The sequence below is a fragment of the Paenibacillus sp. JQZ6Y-1 genome, from assembly GCF_040719145.1.
In the GTDB taxonomy this organism is placed as follows: domain Bacteria; phylum Bacillota; class Bacilli; order Paenibacillales; family Paenibacillaceae; genus Saccharibacillus; species Saccharibacillus kandeliae.
Genome location: NZ_JBFDUZ010000008.1, coordinates 1 through 20,291 on the forward strand (window position 1 = coordinate 1; position 20,291 = coordinate 20,291).

A 20,291-nucleotide genomic window follows, 5' to 3' on the forward strand; every position below is an offset into this window, starting at 1 on the left:
CAAGATGAGATTTCCCAGTATGTAAGACCCCTTGAAGACGACGAGGTTGATAGGTTGGGGGTGGAAGTGCAGCAATGCATGGAGCTGACCAATACTAATCGGTCGAGGGCTTATCCAAGATTCTAAACACGCGATGATTCGTTTCGGATTCAGTTTTCAGGTGATGAACATACCTGCACGTTTGGTGATGATGGCGGAGGGGTTCCACACGTACCCATCCCGAACACGACCGTTAAGCCCTCCAGCGCCGATGGTACTTGGACCGCAGGGTCCTGGGAGAGTAGGACGTTGCCAAGCGAGAAGTAAAGACACGATCTGCATAGGTCGTGTCTTTTTTATGTTGTTTTTTAATCTTTCAGTTTGGTATAACAGATAAGATGTGTCATTCTAGTCTCTCTGTTCTAATCTGTGTATTCTAATGTGTATGTTCTAAGAGGTGTGTATGCTCTAACATGTCTATGTTCTATTGTGTGGTTTTCTGCTATTCTTACCTTTAATTGTATATTACATAAAATGCTTAAAAAGGATTTCGACAACGATTAGAATGGGAGAAGGCAAACAAGAAGAAGGGCGATGAGTATGCTACAAGCATTGAGAAAATGGAATACGCTGCGTAATCAGGTGCTGTTTGTATTTTTATCGGTGATGGTCATTGTTTTGCTGGTCGTTAGCGTGATGACGTTTCGACCGATTTCCTCGATGTTACAGGCGAATACGGAGCATCAGATTCAGCAGGTGGCGGTAGAGGCAAATGGGCGTTTTGAATCGTTATATGAACAGGTTAATATGGTCTCTAAGCTTGTGACGACGAATAAAAATGTACAAAATGTGTTGCAGCGTAAGTATTACCATAATGATGTTTCTTTTAAAGATCGGCAGGAATTGAAAGGGATTGTGAATACAATTCAGGCGAATTCGGACGGCATTTCGTCCTTTGAACTGTATACGAAGGAGTCAGAGCGTATATTGCCGCTGGATGGAGCAAGTTTATCTGGACGCATTACAGATGAATGGATCGCTAAAGCTGATCATGCTGGCGGTCGATTGGTATGGATCGGGGATGATCCGACGGATAAGAATTATTTTCTAGCAATTCGGCGAGTGAACTTGATGGAAGAGCATTATACGACAGGTGGATATTTGTTGGTTAGCATGTATCGATATTATTTCCAGTTTGCGAACCAGCAGCTGGCGAGTGCGGCAGATCAATATTCCATTTTATTAGGTCAAGATTTGGAAACGATCAATTCCAATTATAAAGGCTCGCTTACTGCGATCTTGGATCACCCACAGCAAATGCCGATTGTAGCATTGGATGGACAGCAATACATCATGGCGAGGCAGCAGTCTACGATTACAGGATGGACGGTTTTGATTTTGACTCCTGTAAGCGCTTTATACGAAAGCGTACATGTGTTGCGTAACGGGATTGTATATGCGGGTGTGATTGGAATTGTGATTTATTTTATCTGCTCCTATTTTCTGTCCACACTTATTACAAAACCGATTCTTCGATTAACGCATACGATGCAGCAAGCTATTGCTGGACCGATGACACTCAACCCCAAAATCCATACGGTGAATGAAATCAATGAATTGAACAGTACGTACAACCAGCTAGTGAAAGAAACAAACCATTTGATCAAAATGGTGTATGAAAAGGAGATTACTCGGAACCGTAGTGAGCTAAAGGCATTACAAGCACAGATCAATCCGCACTTTTTGTTCAACGCGCTGGATGCGCTACGTTGGTCATTAGAGGAAAAGGATCAGGAAGAGCTTGCAGAGCAGGTCGTGGCGATGTCCAATTTGTTTCGCTATACGATCACTAGACAAAGTGACGATGAATGGGTGCTGCTGCGCGAGGAGATTCGGCATATTGATAATTATATGGAAATTATGAAAATGCGGTTTGGCGAACGTCTGCATTACCGTATATCTTTATCCAACGAAGCGTCGCAGGTTCGTATTCCACGTTTGCTTATTCAGCCATTAGTGGAAAATGCGATTCTGCATGGAGCAGGTAACAAGAAAGGGGATTGTACGATTACGATTTCTGCCCAAGTGGATGCACAGCAAAGGCAGCTCCACATTGTTGTTCAGGATGATGGTCCGGGCATGACGCAGGACATGCTTGACTTGGTGCAGCGGTCGATGAAAGAGGGCGGAATATCTACGTTTGCTAATGGTGGCGAGAGTCGTGGACAAGTGGCAGGTGGAGAATCGAGCGGGAACGGTATTGCTTTATCGAACGTGTATCAGCGGCTGCATTTGTATTTTCCAGAGCGGGAAGAGTCGCGTATTCATATCGAAAGTAAACTGGATGAAGGAACACGCATTGTGATTGAGATTCCGTTTCATATGGCTGACGTTCGGCATGGTTAAGGGTGTTATAGAAACTAAAGATATTAGAAGCACTAAAAGCGCTACAAGCACTACAAGCACTATAAGCGCTAGAAACAATAAAGCGATTAAAGCTACTAGAAGTGCTATAGATTATGTTCACTTGTATGCTCAATTGCTAGGAAGATCATTGTGCGGGCATGAGGAACAGTTTGATTATTAAAAGGAGGCATCGCATGTACAGTAAAACGATTTTAATTGTGGATGATGAGCCGCGTACACGGCAAGGGTTGAAAAAGGTGCTGGATCAGTGGTGTGAAGGGCAGTATCAGGTGATGATGGCGGAGAATGGAGAAGAGGCGCTTGGTATTTTTAAACGGCAACAAGTGCATGTGTTGTTAACGGATATTCGGATGCCAGAAATGAATGGACTATCGATGTTGCAACAGATTCGAGCACAGGGACAATCGCCGGTTGTTATTTTAATATCAGCGTATTCAGAATTCGCTTATGCTCAGGAGGCGATTCGGCTTGGTGTTGTGAATTATTTGCTCAAGCCGATTAGTAAAGCTGATCTGATCGAAGCGGTAGACGTGGCATTAGGGGTAGAGGCGAAGCAGATGCGTGCCACAATTATTGAAAAGGTGGTCGATGACAAGCTTGTTCAGGTTAACGAGAAAAGTCAGACTGCTGGCGAGCGTATTCGGGAAGCGATGCACTATATTGACACTCATTTGCAGGAAGAGCTGAGCTTGAAGGAGTTGGCTGATTATATTCATCTAAATCCTAGCTATTTGAGCGTGCTATTTAAGGAGCAGGTGGAGCTTACGTTCAGTGAATATGTGACTCGTCAGCGTATTCAGCGTGCCAAGGAACTGCTTATTTCTACAAGCTTGTCGGTAGGGGATATTGCGGAGCAGTCAGGGTATCGGACAGCGAAGTATTTTATTAAAATTTTCAAGGAGCTGGAAGGTATGACACCGAGTACCTATCGTAAATCGGTGCGCTAAATAGAACCTTGCATATGCTGTACGCCTTCGTATACTTGTTCAGTATTGGAGTATTGGAGTATTGGAGTATTGGAGTATTGGAGTATTGGAGTATTGGAGTATTGGAGTATTGGAGTATTGGAGTATTGGAGTATTGGAGTATTGGAGTATTGGAGTATTGGAGTATTGGAGTATATTCCAATTGTCCAAAGAAAAGAGAATTTTTACCAATGGCTGTTGCCTTATGTGGAATAGATCCAACTGCTAGACTTGAACTATAGTCAATCGGCTATGAACCCACAAAGGAGGTAGTTTCATTGTCAAAAAAGAAAGCGCTTCCCATTATGTTAACTCTATTGCTTATGATGTCTTTTGCTCTCTCAGGTTGTGGTTCTTCTGCTAGTGATGGAGGTAGCAGTAATGCAGCGAGTGGCGGGCAAACGGTTATCAAGTTTATGCATCTGTGGCCAGAAGGTAGCTCGAAGGCTCAGTATACGATCGTGAACGATATTATTCAGGATTATGAAAAACAGCATCCCGATGTGAAGATTCAGACAGAAATTCTCGGTAATGATCAGTATCGTGAAAAGCTGAAGGTGCTGGCATCGTCCAACGAATTGCCTGATGTCGGTATGACTTGGTCGGACGGCTTCCTCAAGCCTTATGTAGAAGGTCAGCTGTTTACGCCTTTGGATGATGTGATTGATGCCAATCTGAAGGATGCTTTTATCCCCGGTGTAAAAGAATCGTACGCCATTGATGGCAAAACATACGGCATGCCGCTGGAGCTGAATATTTCTTACATTTTCTACAATAAGGAAATTTTTAAGAAATACAATCTCCAGGTACCTAAAACGTATACAGAATTCAAAAATATCGTAAATACTTTAAATCAAAACAAAGTCATTCCGGCAGCAGTCGGTAACAAAGAAGGATGGCCGGGTTCGTTCTGGTTCATGTATCTGGCAGATCGTATTGGTGGGCCAACGATTCTGACGGATGTGATCAAGGGCAAACGCAGCTTTAATGATCCGGCTATTTTGCAAGCGGCAACAGAAGTACAGAATCTGGTGGATATGAATACGTTTGAAAAAGGTAACAGTGGACTATCCAACGATGAAGCAAAAGGCTACTTTATGAATGAGCAGGCAGCGATGTTTTTGACTGCAACATGGGAGCTGCCGAATTATACAACAAGCCCAGATGTACCAAAGGAATTTAAAGACAAAATCGGTTACTTCAAATTCCCACTCTATGAGGGTGGCAAAGGTACAGATATTAACAGCTATGTCGGCGGACCGGGTGTAGGTCTGTTCGTAGCGGATCATTCTCAGGTAAAAGAGCAAGCGAAGGATTTTGCAGCCTTTCTTGTAAAAGAATGGGGCAAAAAATCGGTTACGGATGCAGGTGTGATCCCAGCAACAAAGGTAGATACGACAGACCAAAAGCTGGACCCTATGTATGTGGAGATTTTGAAGGATTTGAGTGAGGCTTCCAATGTAACAACCTACTTTGATACTCAGGCTAGCCCGAATGTGGCTGAACTGCATCACGATCTCATTGCAGCACTGTTTGGTAAGCAGATTACACCACAGCAATTCGTCGATCAAACGGCGGCTGCATTGGCGGAGGAAAAGCAATAAAATCGTTTGGTGACAGGTGACAGGTGACAGGTGACAGGTGACAGGTGACAGGTGACAGGTGACAGGTGACAGGTGACAGGTGACAGGTGACAGGTGACAGGTGACAGGTGACAGGTGACAGTGAACACAATATAGGTGATGGCAAAGTCCGAAAGCTATTGGTACTGGCATCGTTGCTCTCTGTAAGGACGGTCATCGGCTCACGATTCAAAAGACCACAGGCATGTGTAGCTCGTGGTCTTTTGAATCGATTCTCCTGCGCTGTGTGCTGGCTAGAGCTGGAACGGGAAATGGGATCAAAGGAGGCAAACGCATTATGAAAGCTGTCATGTCCAATAGAGCCGCAATTGCCATGTATGTACTGCCGGCGCTGTTATTGATTCTGGTTATTATTTATATTCCGCTGGTGCTTACTGGGTATTACGGCATGATGGATTGGAAAGGTTTTGCTCCGATGAAGTTTATCGGGTTAGGCAATTACAATAAGCTGATCCATGATTCGATGTTTTGGAAAAGTACGTATCATTCCGTATTGCTAGGTATTTTCTCGACATTGAGCTTGTTTATTTATTTAGCGGTATCTATGGTACTGGCGAGTCGTATCAAAGGCGCCAATCTGTTCCGCAAAATTTATCTCATTCCTATGCTGTTGTCTTCTGTAGCGATTGCACAGTTGTGGTCTAAAATTTATGATCCGGCAAACGGAATGCTGAATAATTTGTTAATGAGCTTTGGGGTGGAGAATCCGCCACTTTGGTTATCCGATCCGAATATCGTGTTGTATGCGATCTTTGTACCGATTGTGTGGCAGTATGCAGGATTTTACATCATTATCTATTATGCTGCTTTGAAAAATGTATCGGAAGAAGTTGTCGAAGCTGCTACCATTGATGGCGCAACGCCGTGGCAGGTAGCGACACGGGTAAAGCTGCCGCTGATCTCTTCGGTCTTTAAGGTAACGATTGTACTCGCACTAGTCGGATCGCTGAAATACTTTGATCTGATCTTCGTTATGACAGGCGGCGGACCGAACCATGCTAGTGAAGTAATGGCTTCGTACATGTATGGCGAAGCATTTAGCAAATATAATTTTGGATACGGCAGTGCGGTCGGCTTTGCTTTGCTGATCATTTGTCTGCTGATGACATGGCTTATTCGTAAACTGACGACATCCAAGGAAGATGTGCAGTACTGAGGAGGGAAGAGACAGATGAGTGAATGGGCTGCAAGCAAACGATCCAATGCAGGCTCCGGTACAGCGGTGAAAACAAGATGGGCGAGTCGTCTTGGCTTCGGACTGCTCTATCTGGTGCTGGGCATTCTGGCGGTTATACAGATTTATCCGTTAATCTGGTTGTTTTTGTTCTCACTAAAGACGAATCAAGAAGTGTTTGGGATGTCGCCTTTTGCGCTGCCTCAGAATCCGCAGTGGGGCAATTATCCGAAGGTATGGAGCCAAGGGCATATTAATCTGTACTTTTTTAATAGTGTCTGGTATACCGTCGTGGCGGTTATATTGACAATTGTTCTAGCAAGCTTTGTTACGTTTGCGATTACACGGATGCACTGGAAGCTAAGCAAGCTGGTACTGGGTTTGTTTATTATCGGCTTGATGATTCCGCTACATTCGACATTGATCCCGTTGTTTAACTTTTTCAAGCATGTGAATCTGATTGATAATCCATTATCGGTTATCTTGTCGTATACGGCGTTTAATTTGCCGGTGACGATTATGATTTTGCTAGGGTTTTATCAGGCGATTCCTAGGGAGATTGAAGAAGCAGGAGTCATTGACGGCTGCTCGGTACACCGGATCTTTTTCCGAATTGTGTTGCCGCTCACGTCACCGGTCATCGCGACAACAGCGATTATCAACATGATCTATAACTGGAATGAGTTTGTGTTTGTAAATACGTTTATTAGCTCAGATCAGTGGAAGACGCTGACGGTTGGCGTAAACAACTTTGTTGGGCAGTATTTGACCGATTGGGGCGCGATTGGAGCGACGCTGATGATCAGTATTATTCCGATTCTGGTGGCGTTCTTGCTGCTGAGTAATCGTATTGTAGAAGGATTGGCTGCCGGTTCAGTGAAGGGGTAAGTTGTTTGTCCTATTTGCGACGGATTGTGCAGCAGTGGAAGTACGATTACGAAAGAAATGCGTAGTCGTTCTCTATCACCTTTATAAAAGAAGAACATACGAATGACGCCACTCCGATTATGGGAAGTGGCGTCATTCGCATGTTGGTATAGTCGTTTGGGTGTGAAGTATAGCGAGCTTCCATCATTACAAATGGAAGCGATACAAAAGAAATGGCAACGATAACAAGCAGGTATAGTTCCCAACAACAGCAATGAATATTGGAAATGTAAGATATGATTATTTGCTTGCGCTTGGAAGGGGGAACGCTTACTCCTCTATGCTGACCAAGGGTGCCTCGATTCGTTCCAGCCCATTTACGTACGGACGCAGGGCGAGTGGAATATAAATGCTACCATCTTCTTGTTGATGATTTTCCAATAATGGAATTAAAATGCGCGGCGATGCGACAGCAGTGTTGTTGAGCGTATGACAGTATTGCAGCTTGCCATCCGCAGTGCGATAGCGGATATTGGCACGGCGCGCCTGAAAGTCGTGCAGATTCGACGACGAATGAGTTTCACCATATGCTTGACGAGCAGGCATCCATGTCTCGATATCGTATTGCTTGTACGTTTTTTGCGACATGTCACCGATACAGACAGCAACTACTTGATAAGGCAATTCCAGCAATTGCAGAAGCTCCTCAGCATTGGCGGTAATCTCTTGATGAATCTGCTCCGATTGATCCAGATCAGCTTCGCATAAGATTACCTGCTCTACTTTGGCAAATTGGTGCACGCGATATAATCCGCGTACATCTTTACCTGCCGATCCCACTTCGCTACGGAAGCTTTGCGAAGCGGCAGCCAGCTTGATTGCGCCGTTACTAAGATCCACGATTTCATTTTGATAATACGAGACGAGGGCGACTTCCGATGTGCCGGTGAGCCAGCGATCTTCACCTTGAATTTGAAATGTCTGATCCATACCCAATGGGAAAAATCCCGTATTTTGCAAAGCTGCTCCTCTGACCATCATAGGAACTTCGAGCGGGGTATAGCCTTTACCAAGCAGTAGATCAAAAGCAAGCTGCTGTACGGCACGATGTAGCAACACGCCCATGCCAGTCAAGTAATATTGACGGCTGCCACTGACCTTAACGCCTCTCGCCGTATCCATCAAGCCGTGCAGCTCGCCAAGCTCTACATGATCCCTGAGCGGAAAAGGAAAGGTCGGTACGGTTCCATGCTGTCGGAGCACTACATTATCTGCATCCGACTCTCCATCCGGTGTATCCGGTGCGACCACATTGGGTACTAGATTCATAAGTGTGCTGTATTGTTGTTGCATTTGCTCTCCTTGCGGCTCCAGCTGTTGAAGCTGCTGGTTAATGCCTTTGACAAGGTCGCGCAATGGATCAGCATCTACTGGCTGTTCTGTAGTCGTAGTCTTCATCAAAGCGCCAATCTCACGAGTTAGCTGATTACGCTGTTGACGAAGCTGCTCGATCTGGTGAAGCAGACGGTTCCGTGCCTGATAATGGTCCAATAGTTCCGCAATCGAGACTTGGATATGCTTTTTATTGGCGATCTCCTGTAGTGCTGCGGCATGTTGTTGAATGTACTGAATGTCTAACATGAATATTCGCTCCTTTGTGGATAGGCAGTAGGTGGCTGCCGATAATTTGTAAAAACACAAAGAACGCTCCTCATCAACTTGGGACGAGGAGCGTTCTGCTCGCGGTGCCACCCAATTTAACCGGAGAATAACCATCTCCGATCCACTCAGGTTCCGCGATAACGGGCGAATACCGTTTAACTTAGGGAACCAGCTACTATTCTTCGAGATGCTGCGATAGCTGCTGTTCCTTGCCGAAAACGCCTCCGGGTTGGATTCCCTTCACTGGCCGTTTCATCATATGGATTTGTATCAGTGTACTTGATGGAAGCAAGAGCGTCAAGCTATGATGAGTAAAATACGTGCGGTGTCGATTGGACGTTTACCGTGAAATAGATGAGAGGAACAAGGAGGAATACATATGAGCAAGCCAAAGCAAACCATTCAATATTTGTCTTATCATAGCGAACAAAGACGCAATGAGCCGGGCTATTTTTTTGGGACCCATCGACCGGGGGAGGATTTATATACATGTGAAGAATTACTATTTGTCAGCTATGTGGATATGGAATTGCTAATGCCTATCGTGGAAAAGCAGTATCCTCTCACAGATCCGCAAACGGGCGAGGTATATACAGCATTTGATCATTGTTGGGATAACGTGATTGCCGCTTCGGTTTGGAAAGAGATTTTGGATGAGATGGATCGATTTCCGCCAGAAAATGAAGCACATCGCTTATTTATTCAACAAGTTACGGAGTGGATTCGCAAGAGATTACAGTATGCTGACTATATTGTGGTAGAAGGAACGTTATAAATAGCTGGCGACTGTATGATTTGTTTATGATGTTGGATCGAATGAGGATAAAACATTCGGTTTCAATAGCGCTCAGACCTTATCATTCCATGAGTATGTATCTGGTCTAGAAAGAAGGTAATGACATGTTGGAAATTGTACATATTCAGGCAGAGCCGATAGAACAAATTTCTTATCTTGCACCAACTCCGGGAAGTCAGTCGGTTGATCGAAAGCAGCTACCTATTTATAGGGGGACGGTACGAGGATTGCCGGACTGTTTGAAGGCCGTAATCGTCACATCGGATCTACAAGGTGTCATGGAATATACGGCATTTGACGGTATAGGAGGGGAGGTTGAGCGTTTGGCTGATTCTTGTTCTATAACTATGACAGATCAGCAATTTATATCTACCACTGCTCCATCTTCGACTAGACGGCGCTCTCACTTGTTAGGTGAGGCTTTGCCGGAAATGTTAGAACTATTATTGCAAATGGATTGGCCACATATACACAAGGAGCAGGTTATGCTTCTGTTATGTGGAGATTTATATGCAGATGTGCAGAAAAGGGGTGCCAGCGGAAGTCCGATGGCGGTTTGGGAAGCTTTTCAACAAACATTTGTTCATATGGCTGCAGTATCGGGTAATCATGATATTTTTGCAGAGCAAGAGAAGAAGCATATTAATACGCATCAAGAAGCGATATGGATGTTAGAACCTCAATTGCAACAGATGCAAGATTTACATATCGCAGGATTAAGTGGTATTACAGGTAGACCAGATAAACCTAATCGCATGCCAGAACCTGATTTTTTGAAACAATTGGGAAGTCTATTGAGAAAATCGCCGGATGTATTGGTTATGCACCAGGGACCAGATGATCCATCCAACTGTCGTCCAGGGGATCAGAATGTGCGCGTGGAAGTGGAAAAATATAGTCCTGTTCTAATCTGCTGCGGTCATGTCGGCTGGCAGACGGAACAAGGACAAGAGCATTACGCCCGTTTGCAAAATGGAACACAGGTACTTAATGCAGATGGGAAGGTATTTATTCTAGTTGCGGAATGAGAATCCAACAGCTGACATGTAAGCTACGCTGTTGTTATCCTTGTTGATCCCCCTTGGCAAAACGGAATTTTATGGTATAATATTATAAAGTCAAAGAAAGTCAAAGTCAGCGAACAAATATGCCAGTTTATTATCCACGAAATGGATGTGATCCTGCCCGGAAACGCTGTTTTCATTTATTACAGGGATTCTACAATATGTTCGTTTCTGACCATAAAAGATATGGTTAAGTGTTGTTTATGTAGACTTTGATATTATCATTGGCGAATTCATGTTTAACTATACATGGAGGAGGATACAATGCGTAATATCTCCGACATTATCGAACAATATTTGAAACGCATGCTTCAGGAAGGTGAAGGTGCATTGGAGATCCAGCGTAACGATCTGGCTGACCAGTTTTCCTGCGTACCGTCGCAGATTAACTATGTGATCAGTACACGTTTTACGCTGGAAAAGGGCTATCTGGTGGAGAGCAAACGGGGCGGCGGCGGTTATATTCGTATTCGCCGAATCGAGCTTCCGTCACATTCTACCATCCATACCCATATTCACGAAAGTATTGGCCAAGCAATGAGCCAGACGGCAGCAGAAGGGTTAATTTACCAGCTGTTCGAGGCACGGCTGATCTCCAAGCGCGAAGCAGAGATGATGCGTGCGGTGGTGTGCAGGGATGTTATTTCACTCAATCTTCCCTATCGGGATGAAGTCCGTGCACGAATGATGAAGGCCATGCTGATCTCATTGCTTGGGTCTTGATCATAGGGAAGAAGGGAGGCATAGCGATATGATTTGTCAGGAATGCCAGCAACGGCCGGCAACCCTTCATTTCACCAAGATCGTAAATGGGGAGAAGACGGAATTCCACATTTGCGAACATTGTGCTCATGAAAAAGGGGAGCTGATTCCAGGCACTTCCGGTGGATTTTCTATTCACAATCTATTATCGGGATTGATGGATTTTGATTCCAGCAACAAAGCCAAAGCGGCAGGTACCCTTGCCCAACAGCTGCAATGCCCGGAATGCGGCATGACCTATGCCCAATTCCGTAAGCTGGGACGCTTTGGATGCAGTTCCTGTTATCCTACCTTTGACCGTCAGCTTGATCCATTGTTGAAGCGGGTTCATGGCAGTACTGCTCATGCGGGTAAGTTGCCAGAGCGCGCCGGTGTACAGATCAAAGCAAGACGACAGGTGCATGAGCTGCGTCATGAGATGCAGCAACGCATTGCCGAAGAGGAATTTGAGCAGGCTGCCCAGCTGCGCGATCAGATTCGCGAGCTGGAAAAGCAAATTTCACAGGAGTCGTAAGGAGGAATGACGTATGCCGGGTCTCCGTTTTACTGAAAAGCCTTTGAGCGAATGGATGCAAAAGGGCGGAGATTATTCGGATGTTGTCATCAGCAGCCGGGTACGTATTGCCCGTAATCTGGTGCATCAGCCATTCCCGATTGTGTCTTCCGAAGAACAGGCTGAGCAGGTACGTCAGCAGCTCACAGCTGCGCTGCAGGACGAAGGTATACAGGCACTTGGACCGTTTGAGCCGATTGTACTGGGCGAACTGAATGACGTCGACAAGGAAGTACTGATGGAAAAGCATTTGATCAGTCCTAATCTGATCAATGATTCCAAAGCAGGGGCTGTATTGTTGACGGATGATGAAGCGGTCAGCATTATGCTGAATGAGGAAGATCATTTGCGTATTCAGTGTCTGTATCCGGGTTTTCAGCTACAGGAAGCATGGCAGCGGGCGTCACAGATCGACGATGCTTTTGAAAAGGTAGTCGATTATGCCTTTGACGACCGACGCGGGTATCTGACCAGCTGTCCGACCAATCTAGGTACGGGACTGCGTGCATCGGTGATGCTGCATTTGCCAGCATTGACCATTCTCAATCAGGTCGGTCGTATTTTATCGGCGGTATCTCAGGTTGGTTTGGCGATCCGTGGATTGTACGGCGAAGGCAGTGAAGCGATCGGGAATATGTTTCAAATTTCCAATCAGATTACGCTTGGATTGTCCGAAGATGAGATTATCGACAATCTACGTAGTGTGGTTATGCAAATTATCGAATACGAGCAGCATGCGCGTAGTCGCTTGCTGACCGAATCGAAGCTGCGCATTACCGACCGCATCATGCGTTCATACGGCATTTTGTCGTATGCAACGATGATGGATGCGAAGGAAGCTTTTCAGCGCATTTCGGATGTGCGGCTTGGAGTAGATCTGGGGTTGATTGATCGGGCATCCGTCGTTCAGATGAACGAATTGCTGATTATGACACAACCGGGTTTCCTTCAGAAAACGTTCGGTGTTAAAATGGGATCAGGAGAACGCGATATGTACAGGGCGCAGCTGATCCGCGATACATTGGGTAATGTACACGTAGAAGACTAAACCGTGGAGGTGCTTCAATATGATGTTTGGCAGATTTACGGAGCGAGCGCAAAAAGTCCTGGCATTGGCTCAGGAGGAAGCGGTTCGTCTCGGTCACAATAACATCGGTACAGAGCATATTTTGCTTGGATTGATTCGTGAAGGCGAAGGCATCGCTGCTAAAGCGCTGATCGGTCTAGGTCTTGGACTTGAGAAAATTCAGGATGAGGTAGAATCGCTGATTGGTCGTGGTCAAGAGCAACCTACGAATATCGCGTATACCCCACGTGCAAAAAAGGTTATCGAACTTTCGATGGACGAAGCGCGTAAGCTTGGTCATACGTATGTTGGCACAGAGCATATCCTGCTCGGTCTGATCCGCGAAGGAGAAGGCGTAGCAGCACGCGTATTGAACAATCTGGGTATCAGTCTGAACAAGGCGCGTCAGCAAGTGTTGCAGCTGCTTGGTAGCAATGAAGCCGTATCAAGTCACCATGGCACACCTGCCAATGTGAGCACGCCAACGCTGGACAGTCTGGCACGCGATCTGACTGCCATTGCGAAGGACAGCAATCTAGACCCTGTTATTGGTCGTAGCAAAGAAATTGAGCGCGTGATTCAAGTTCTGAGCCGTCGTACCAAAAACAACCCGGTACTAATCGGTGAGCCGGGCGTTGGTAAAACAGCCATCGCCGAAGGTCTAGCACAAAAGATTATCAACAACGAAATTCCAGAAACATTGCGTGACAAGCGCGTTATGACATTGGATATGGGTTCAGTTGTTGCAGGTACCAAATATCGCGGTGAGTTTGAAGACCGCCTCAAAAAAATCATGGACGAAATTCGCCAAGCTGGCAATATCGTACTGTTCATTGATGAGCTGCATACGCTGATCGGTGCTGGTGGCGCAGAAGGTGCGATTGACGCATCCAACATTCTGAAGCCTGCACTGGCTCGTGGTGAGCTGCAATGTATCGGTGCAACTACGCTGGACGAGTATCGTAAATATATCGAAAAAGATGCTGCGCTGGAGCGTCGTTTCCAACCGATTACGGTGGATCAGCCGTCACCAGAAGAAGCGGTTCAGATCCTGATGGGTCTGCGTGACCGTTACGAAGCGCATCACCGTGTAAAAATTACCGATGAAGCGATTGAACAGGCTGTGAAGCTGTCCGATCGTTATATCACAGACCGCTTCCTGCCGGATAAAGCGATCGATCTGATCGACGAAGCAGGTTCCAAAGTAAGACTGAACTCGTATACTGTACCGCCAAATCTCAAACAACTGGAAAGCCGTCTGGAAGATATCCGTAAGGAAAAAGACGCGGCTGTACAAAGTCAGGAGTTTGAAAAAGCGGCAGCACTGCGCGATACGGAGCAAAAGATTCGCGAAGAGCTGGATACAACCAAAAACCAGTGGAAAGAAAAACAAGGTCGTACCGATTCCGAGGTTACACCGGAAGATATCGCCGACATTGTTGCCAACTGGACAGGTATTCCGGTAACGAAGCTGAAAGAAGAAGAAACCGATCGTTTGCTCAACATGGAAAGCCTGCTGCATGAGCGCGTAATCGGTCAGGATGAAGCGGTAGTGGCTGTCAGCCGTGCGATCCGTCGTGCTCGCGCTGGTCTGAAGGATCCGAAGCGTCCAATGGGTTCGTTTATCTTCCTCGGCCCTACCGGTGTTGGTAAAACGGAGCTAGCTCGTGCGCTTGCGGAATCGATGTTTGGTGATGAGAATGCAATCATCCGTATCGATATGTCCGAGTATATGGAGAAACATTCGACTTCCCGTCTGGTTGGTGCGCCTCCGGGATATGTAGGCTACGAAGAAGGCGGTCAATTGACCGAAAAAGTACGCCGTAAACCATATTCCGTTGTCCTGCTGGATGAGATCGAAAAAGCTCACCCAGAAGTGTTCAACATTCTGTTGCAAGTACTGGAAGATGGTCGTCTGACTGATTCCAAAGGACGTGTTGTCGATTTCCGCAATACGCTGATCATTCTGACTTCCAACGTAGGGGCAGAAGCGATTCGCCGTAATACAACGCTGGGCTTTACCGCAGCGGTCGATTCCGGTGCCGAGTACAACAACATGAAGGGCAAAGTGACCGACGAGCTGAAACGTCACTTCCGTCCAGAGTTCCTGAACCGGATCGACGATGTGATCGTATTCCACTCGCTGGAAGAAAAACACATTGCCGAGATCGTTACACTCATGTCGGAAGAGCTGCGCAAGCGTCTGCGTGAATATGCAGTCGACTTTACACTCACCGATTCGGCGAAAGCATTCCTTGCCAAAGAGGGCTTCGACCCTGCTTATGGTGCACGCCCACTGCGTCGTGCAATTCAAAAGCACATCGAGGATCGTCTGTCCGAGGAACTGCTGACCGGCAGCGTCAAAAAAGGCGATACCCTGCTGATCGACGAAAAAGAAGGCACACTGTCTGTAGAAAAAGTAACTCCTTCTCAAGAAAGTGACAGTGTTTCCGCAAACGAAGCAAAATCCTGATAAACGCAGCTCAGTCATCGAAAAGGCAACTTTTCTACATGAGACTGCTATCACCATAGCAACTTTACCCGCCCCTATGCGTATGTATAGACGCTGAGGCGATACGAAAGCATCGTTAAAATAAAGGTTGGTTTCGAAGGCAAATATGCCCTCGGAACCAGCCTTTTTAATGTTATAATGTAAATAGACTGCAAAATCTTGTCTGTTGCAGAACAGAGGTTTTTCAAATTCAACGTGATTTAGCGTATATATAGAAAGGGACGTCCATGGCAAAAGTAAAAACAAAATTTTTCTGTACCGACTGCGGCTATGAATCGCCCAAATGGTATGGCAAATGTCCGGGTTGTCAGGCTTGGAACACCATGATTGAAGAAAAGGAAACGTCGGCTGTCAAAACACAGGGCATGAATTCCAGCCTATTCCAAACGCCAACATCGGTTAAGCCGCAGGCGATTACGGAAGTGGAAGCTGGTCAAGAACCGCGCATCCAAACCGGTATTCATGAGCTGAACCGTGTACTTGGTGGCGGTATAGTGCCAGGCTCGCTTGTACTGGTAGGTGGCGATCCGGGGATTGGTAAATCGACGCTGCTGCTGCAAACGTCACATGCGCTGGCAGTCAAAGGGCTGCGAGTACTGTACATTTCCGGTGAGGAATCGGTACGTCAGACCAAGCTGCGCGCCGAGCGTCTCGGTGCGCTATCCAATGAGCTATTTGTGTTGTGTGAAAGCAATATGGAGCTGATTGAGGAAGCGATTGATAGCCTCAATCCGAATTTTCTTGTCATCGACTCTATCCAAACGGTATATCAGCCGGAAGTAACGAGTGCACCGGGTAGTGTGTCTCAGGTGCGTGAATGTACATCGCGATTTATGCGGATTGCCAAAATTCGCGGGATCGCTACTGTGCTGGTCGGTCACGTGACCAAAGAAGGTGCGATTGCCGGTCCACGGATGCTGGAGCATATGGTAGACTGCGTGCTGTATTTTGAAGGTGAGCGTCATCATACGTATCGACTGCTGCGTGCGGTGAAGAACCGGTTTGGCTCGACGAATGAGATGGGTATTTTTGAAATGCATGAGGAAGGCTTGACCGAGGTATCGAATCCCTCGGAGTTGTTCTTGTCCGAACGCTCAGCAGGTGCAGCAGGCTCTACGGTAATTGCTAGCATGGAGGGAACGCGTCCAATGTTGGTTGAGATGCAGGCGCTGGTAGCGGCAACGCATTTTCCTTCGCCACGCCGAATGGGTACAGGAGTCGATAACAATCGTCTCGCGCTGATTATCGCCGTACTGGAAAAGCGGATGGGCTTGTTTTTGCAAAATCAGGATGCTTATCTGAATGTAGCCGGTGGTGTGCGATTGGATGAGCCTGCCGTCGACCTTGCCATTGCGGTCAGTCTGGCTTCCAGCTTCCGTGATGCACCAACCAAGCCGGATGATGTGGTATTCGGGGAAATTGGTCTAACTGGTGAGGTTCGCGGGGTATCGCGCGCGGAGCAGCGGGTCAAGGAAGCGGCAAAATTAGGCTTTAAACGTGTTATTATGCCGGAGAAAAGCCTGAAAGGCTGGACCCATCCTAAGGATATTAAACTGATCGGAGTAAATACGATAGCGGAAGCATTAAAAGCTGCATTGGACTAGGAGGAACAGTTGATGAAAGAGCTCAGCCAGGCTGAGAAAATAAATCGTTTATTGAAAATGGTTGCACCCGGTACTGCATTTCGCGACGGTCTGGAAAACGTGCTACGTGCCAAAACAGGCGGACTGATCGTTGTTGGTTCGACACCGCAAGTAATGAATGTGGTCGATGGCGGCTTTTCCATCGATTGCGAATTTTCGCCCAACTATTTGTACGAGCTGGCGAAAATGGATGGGGCGATCATCCTGAGCGATGATCTGAAGCGAATCCTGTATGCGAATACGCAGTTGATTCCCGATTCCTCCATTTCCTCGATTGAGACGGGGATTCGTCACCGGACGGCAGAGCGTGTTGCCAAGCAGACAGGCGAGCTAGTGATTTCCATTTCGCAGCGTCGGAATATTATCACCCTGTATAAAGGCAATCTGCGCTATGCACTCAAGGAAATTGGTGTGATTTTGACCAAAGCGAATCAAGCCATTCAGACGCTGGAACGGTATCAGGTCGTGCTCAAGCAGGCATTGACGAACCTGACCGCTTCCGAGTTTGAGCAGATGGTGACAATTGCTGAGGTGATCGGCGTCGTGCAACGGGTGGAAATGGTGCTGCGTATTCAAACCGAGATCAGTCGCTATGTCACCGAGTTAGGCGCCGAAGGTCGTCTAATCTCCATGCAAATGGATGAGCTGGTTGGCAATACGGAAGAAGAGTTCCGTCTGCTGCTCAAAGATTACGGTCGTGATATTAGCGAGGAAAGATTGGACGAAATCGTTAACGGATTGAAGCGAATTACCGATAATGAGCTAATGGACGTCAACCAGATTGTAAAAATGCTCGGCTATCCGATGGCAGCTGCCCAATCGGAGGAAGTCGTTCCGTCACGCGGTTACCGTGTGCTGAACAAAATTCCACGTTTGCCGAATGTGATTATTAATAATCTGGTGGAACGGTTTGCCGCTCTACACCATGTAATCTCTGCTAGCATTGATGAGCTGGATGAAGTGGATGGTATCGGTGAAGTACGCGCACGTACGATTCGTGCCGGTCTGGAACGCATCCAGGAGCAAGTATTTATTGACAGACAAATCTAAAAGCGATAGAATCGTAGAGTTAATTGGTTAATATATCCATCTTTGAGGTGACAAGACAAAATGATTACAAAATCAATTCCAAACCTGTGTACGCTATTTAACCTGGGACTTGGAATGTTGGCTATTTTACTGGCGCTGCACGATAACTACAGCCTTGCGGCAGTCATGGTTATTGTGGCGATGTTAATGGATGGTCTGGACGGACGGATGGCACGCGCGCTTAATGCGCAGAGCGAGTTGGGGAAGGAACTGGATTCCCTGTCTGACCTTGTTTCATTTGGTGTAGCTCCAATCGTCATCATGTACGATATGGTATTCAAAGACATTAACCCAGTTCTCGCGATCTCTGCTGCTCTGATTTTCCCGATGTGTGGAGCGATGCGTCTGGCGAGATTTAATGTCAAAGCCGGCGTACCGGGTTACTTTACCGGATTGCCTATTCCAGCTGCTGGTGGTGTACTGGCAACGCTCTCGCTATTCCATAATGAAGTTTCTACGCCCTATATGATTATCAGTACGTTTATGCTCTCGTATCTGATGGTCAGTCAGGTGAAATATCCGAATTTCAAAAAAGTCGGTATTCCGAAAAAAGCCCTCTGGCTCGCTCCGGTTGTGGTCGCTGCCGGTGTGGTGATTGCAATCATGTTCCCCGATCAGGTATCCAAACTGATCTTCGTACCGCTAGCAGCGTATGCGCTGTATGGCTTCAAACAGAATATTCGAAGACTGATGCGCCGTCATGCCCGTCGTGATGATGAGAATCGTTCCAAAGAATCGCTTCGCTAAGCGATCGACGGCCCAGCAAATAGATAATGAAAAAGCATTTATTTCTCTACTTCTAAAGGGGAATGAATGCTTTTTTTATGCACTTTATTACAATCAAAGGGGATGGACAGATGATGGAACAATGGATGTCGTGGATGGCAATGCTGGCAGGAAAGCCGGATACTCCGGGAATAATGGCTATTCATATTGGAATGATCGTAGTAGCAGCGATACTACTGTCATTGCTCATTCGCCGCCTGCTGGTGCTGATTGAGCGTCAGCGAGTACAGGTGTTAGCATTACCAGCAGAAAAGGTGCTGGCTGCATCGTTTGGCTTGCTCATTGGTTTGCTGATTGGCTGGCTTGGTGCTCTGGTGATTGCGTGGTGGCCAAGCGTGTATGAGATTGTGCGAACCTTTTTGATGCTGACACTAGGCTATTTAGGGCTGCGTATTGGATATGAACGCGCAGGAGAACTGTTATATCCAGAGCATCGCCGAGTGCGATATACTGCCGATTATGGTCAGCCTATATCGAAGGATAGCGAGAAGGTAGTTAAGGAATTACCGGACGGTGCGCAGGAGGTTGATCTCATGGCATCGAGAATGCCTGCAATTAGTATCATGGATGCGAATATCGCAATTGATGGTAGAATTGAAGGCATTATCGCCTGCGGCTTTGTGCAGGGAATCGTGATTGTACCTGATTTTATCGTACAGGAACTGCAAGCCATTGCCGATTCCGCTGATACGTTACGTCGACAACGTGGCAAAAAAGGGCTAGATACACTTACCAAATTGCGCGATCAGTCGGGCATTGAGTTAGAGGTCGCATCCACACATTATTCTAACACTATGAGTGCAGATGAGCGCTTGGTGCAATTGGCGGCTGCACGTAAGGCTGCTTTGATTACAAATGACCGTAATTTACAGCAAATTGCTGAACTACATGGTATTCGTATCTTGTCTGTGAACCGTCTTGCTGCGCTGCTCAAGCCACAGCTGATCGCAGGTGAGTTATTGTATGTACAGATGACTCGCGCTGGCAAGGAACCCGGACAGGGCATCGCTTATCTGGATGATGGTACGATGATCGTAGTGGAACAGGGGAAGGATCATATCGGACAAGAACTAGAAGTGATTGTCACCAGTGTATTACAAACGTCTAATGGTAAAATGGTGTTTGCTCGCCCGCATACTGAGGAGCATTCAGAATAAGATAAGCAGGACCTATGAATAATTCGTTAAACAGCGTTTCCCTTCAAAAACACGATGCTCCGTACAGTTCATAGACGGAGACGCGTCTGTCATAAACGTATTGCCTGTTGTGCTGTTGGTATTGCCGGGTATATTATTAAGAAATG

16 protein-coding genes and 2 rRNA genes are annotated in these 20,291 nt (G+C 46.6%); 17 read left to right on the top strand and 1 reads right to left on the bottom strand.

Going from position 1 to position 20,291, the window contains the following annotated elements; translation table 11 throughout:
• The 7 genes from ABXR35_RS22725 to ABXR35_RS22755 form a co-directional block, all read left to right on the top strand.
• Nucleotides 1-118: ribosomal RNA gene (locus tag ABXR35_RS22725) — 23S ribosomal RNA — on the top strand; the annotation flags it as partial.
• Nucleotides 119-180: 62 nt separating this feature from the next.
• Nucleotides 181-297: ribosomal RNA gene (gene rrf, locus ABXR35_RS22730) — 5S ribosomal RNA — on the top strand.
• Between the two features lie 276 nt (nt 298-573).
• Nucleotides 574-2,385: a sensor histidine kinase gene (locus ABXR35_RS22735; protein WP_367064356.1), complete on the top strand. Its 1,812-nt coding sequence runs from the start codon at nt 574-576 to the stop codon at nt 2,383-2,385.
• A gap of 194 nt (nt 2,386-2,579) precedes the next feature.
• A complete protein-coding gene (locus tag ABXR35_RS22740) occupies nt 2,580-3,353 on the top strand; it encodes a response regulator transcription factor (protein ID WP_367064357.1) in 774 nt (257 codons plus the stop codon).
• 323 nt (nt 3,354-3,676) lie between these two features.
• Nucleotides 3,677-4,975: an extracellular solute-binding protein gene (locus ABXR35_RS22745; RefSeq protein WP_367064423.1), complete on the top strand. Its 1,299-nt coding sequence runs from the start codon at nt 3,677-3,679 to the stop codon at nt 4,973-4,975.
• Between the two features lie 316 nt (nt 4,976-5,291).
• On the top strand, nt 5,292-6,170 hold the full coding sequence (locus ABXR35_RS22750; protein ID WP_367064358.1) for a carbohydrate ABC transporter permease: 879 nt from the start codon (nt 5,292-5,294) through the stop codon (nt 6,168-6,170).
• A 15-nt stretch (nt 6,171-6,185) separates the two neighbouring features.
• The gene (locus ABXR35_RS22755; protein ID WP_367064359.1) at nt 6,186-7,076 is read left to right on the top strand and encodes a carbohydrate ABC transporter permease; all 891 of its coding nucleotides are present in this window, start codon (nt 6,186-6,188) and stop codon (nt 7,074-7,076) included.
• Between the two features lie 309 nt (nt 7,077-7,385).
• On the opposite strand, the gene serS is transcribed toward ABXR35_RS22755, so the two are convergent.
• Nucleotides 7,386-8,696, bottom strand: a complete 1,311-nt coding sequence (gene serS, locus ABXR35_RS22760; RefSeq protein WP_367064360.1) for a serine--tRNA ligase — start codon at nt 8,694-8,696, stop codon at nt 7,386-7,388.
• A 400-nt stretch (nt 8,697-9,096) separates the two neighbouring features.
• On the opposite strand from serS, the gene ABXR35_RS22765 reads away from it, so the two are divergent.
• The 10 genes from ABXR35_RS22765 to ABXR35_RS22810 all read left to right on the top strand — a co-directional run bounded on the left by ABXR35_RS22765 (nt 9,097) and on the right by ABXR35_RS22810 (nt 20,145).
• Nucleotides 9,097-9,492, top strand: a complete 396-nt coding sequence (locus ABXR35_RS22765; RefSeq protein WP_367064361.1) for a hypothetical protein — start codon at nt 9,097-9,099, stop codon at nt 9,490-9,492.
• Nucleotides 9,493-9,617: 125 nt separating this feature from the next.
• Nucleotides 9,618-10,541 carry a metallophosphoesterase family protein gene (locus ABXR35_RS22770; protein ID WP_367064362.1) on the top strand — a complete coding sequence of 308 codons (924 nt, stop codon included), beginning with the start codon at nt 9,618-9,620 and terminating at the stop codon, nt 10,539-10,541.
• Between the two features lie 300 nt (nt 10,542-10,841).
• The gene (locus tag ABXR35_RS22775) at nt 10,842-11,300 is read left to right on the top strand and encodes a CtsR family transcriptional regulator (RefSeq protein ID WP_367064363.1); all 459 of its coding nucleotides are present in this window, start codon (nt 10,842-10,844) and stop codon (nt 11,298-11,300) included.
• Between the two features lie 28 nt (nt 11,301-11,328).
• Complete coding sequence (gene mcsA, locus ABXR35_RS22780; protein ID WP_367064364.1) at nt 11,329-11,853, top strand: protein-arginine kinase activator protein McsA; 525 nt, start codon at nt 11,329-11,331, stop codon at nt 11,851-11,853.
• A 13-nt stretch (nt 11,854-11,866) separates the two neighbouring features.
• A complete protein-coding gene (gene mcsB / locus ABXR35_RS22785) occupies nt 11,867-12,940 on the top strand; it encodes a protein arginine kinase (RefSeq protein ID WP_367064365.1) in 1,074 nt (357 codons plus the stop codon).
• A gap of 19 nt (nt 12,941-12,959) precedes the next feature.
• Complete coding sequence (clpC, locus tag ABXR35_RS22790; RefSeq protein ID WP_367064366.1) at nt 12,960-15,431, top strand: ATP-dependent protease ATP-binding subunit ClpC; 2,472 nt, start codon at nt 12,960-12,962, stop codon at nt 15,429-15,431.
• 266 nt (nt 15,432-15,697) lie between these two features.
• Entirely contained in the window at nt 15,698-17,074 is a 1,377-nt protein-coding gene (gene radA, locus ABXR35_RS22795; RefSeq protein WP_367064367.1) for a DNA repair protein RadA, read from the top strand.
• Between the two features lie 12 nt (nt 17,075-17,086).
• The gene (gene disA / locus ABXR35_RS22800) at nt 17,087-18,163 is read left to right on the top strand and encodes a DNA integrity scanning diadenylate cyclase DisA (protein WP_367064368.1); all 1,077 of its coding nucleotides are present in this window, start codon (nt 17,087-17,089) and stop codon (nt 18,161-18,163) included.
• A gap of 60 nt (nt 18,164-18,223) precedes the next feature.
• Nucleotides 18,224-18,949 (top strand): CDP-diacylglycerol--serine O-phosphatidyltransferase, encoded by a 726-nt coding sequence (gene pssA / locus ABXR35_RS22805; RefSeq protein ID WP_367064369.1) that lies wholly within the window; start codon nt 18,224-18,226, stop codon nt 18,947-18,949.
• A gap of 110 nt (nt 18,950-19,059) precedes the next feature.
• A complete protein-coding gene (locus ABXR35_RS22810; protein WP_367064370.1) occupies nt 19,060-20,145 on the top strand; it encodes a PIN/TRAM domain-containing protein in 1,086 nt (361 codons plus the stop codon).
• The last annotated feature ends 146 nt before the right edge of the window (nt 20,146-20,291 follow it).

Excerpts from the sequence above, each read along its gene's own strand:
- ABXR35_RS22765 (WP_367064361.1), top strand. The coding sequence starts at position 9,097 with ATGAGCAAGCCAAAGCAAACCATTCAATATTTGTCTTATCATAGCGAA.
- radA (WP_367064367.1), top strand. The coding sequence starts at position 15,698 with ATGGCAAAAGTAAAAACAAAATTTTTCTGTACCGACTGCGGCTATGAA.
- disA (WP_367064368.1), top strand. The coding sequence starts at position 17,087 with ATGAAAGAGCTCAGCCAGGCTGAGAAAATAAATCGTTTATTGAAAATG.
- ABXR35_RS22810 (WP_367064370.1), top strand. The coding sequence starts at position 19,060 with ATGATGGAACAATGGATGTCGTGGATGGCAATGCTGGCAGGAAAGCCG.
- serS (WP_367064360.1), bottom strand. The coding sequence starts at position 8,696 with ATGTTAGACATTCAGTACATTCAACAACATGCCGCAGCACTACAGGAG.
- mcsB (WP_367064365.1), top strand. The coding sequence starts at position 11,867 with ATGCCGGGTCTCCGTTTTACTGAAAAGCCTTTGAGCGAATGGATGCAA.
- ABXR35_RS22740 (WP_367064357.1), top strand. The coding sequence starts at position 2,580 with ATGTACAGTAAAACGATTTTAATTGTGGATGATGAGCCGCGTACACGG.
- ABXR35_RS22745 (WP_367064423.1), top strand. The coding sequence starts at position 3,677 with ATGTTAACTCTATTGCTTATGATGTCTTTTGCTCTCTCAGGTTGTGGT.
- ABXR35_RS22770 (WP_367064362.1), top strand. The coding sequence starts at position 9,618 with ATGTTGGAAATTGTACATATTCAGGCAGAGCCGATAGAACAAATTTCT.
- mcsA (WP_367064364.1), top strand. The coding sequence starts at position 11,329 with ATGATTTGTCAGGAATGCCAGCAACGGCCGGCAACCCTTCATTTCACC.
- pssA (WP_367064369.1), top strand. The coding sequence starts at position 18,224 with ATGATTACAAAATCAATTCCAAACCTGTGTACGCTATTTAACCTGGGA.
- ABXR35_RS22775 (WP_367064363.1), top strand. The coding sequence starts at position 10,842 with ATGCGTAATATCTCCGACATTATCGAACAATATTTGAAACGCATGCTT.
- ABXR35_RS22735 (WP_367064356.1), top strand. The coding sequence starts at position 574 with ATGAGTATGCTACAAGCATTGAGAAAATGGAATACGCTGCGTAATCAG.
- ABXR35_RS22755 (WP_367064359.1), top strand. The coding sequence starts at position 6,186 with ATGAGTGAATGGGCTGCAAGCAAACGATCCAATGCAGGCTCCGGTACA.
- clpC (WP_367064366.1), top strand. The coding sequence starts at position 12,960 with ATGATGTTTGGCAGATTTACGGAGCGAGCGCAAAAAGTCCTGGCATTG.
- ABXR35_RS22750 (WP_367064358.1), top strand. The coding sequence starts at position 5,292 with ATGAAAGCTGTCATGTCCAATAGAGCCGCAATTGCCATGTATGTACTG.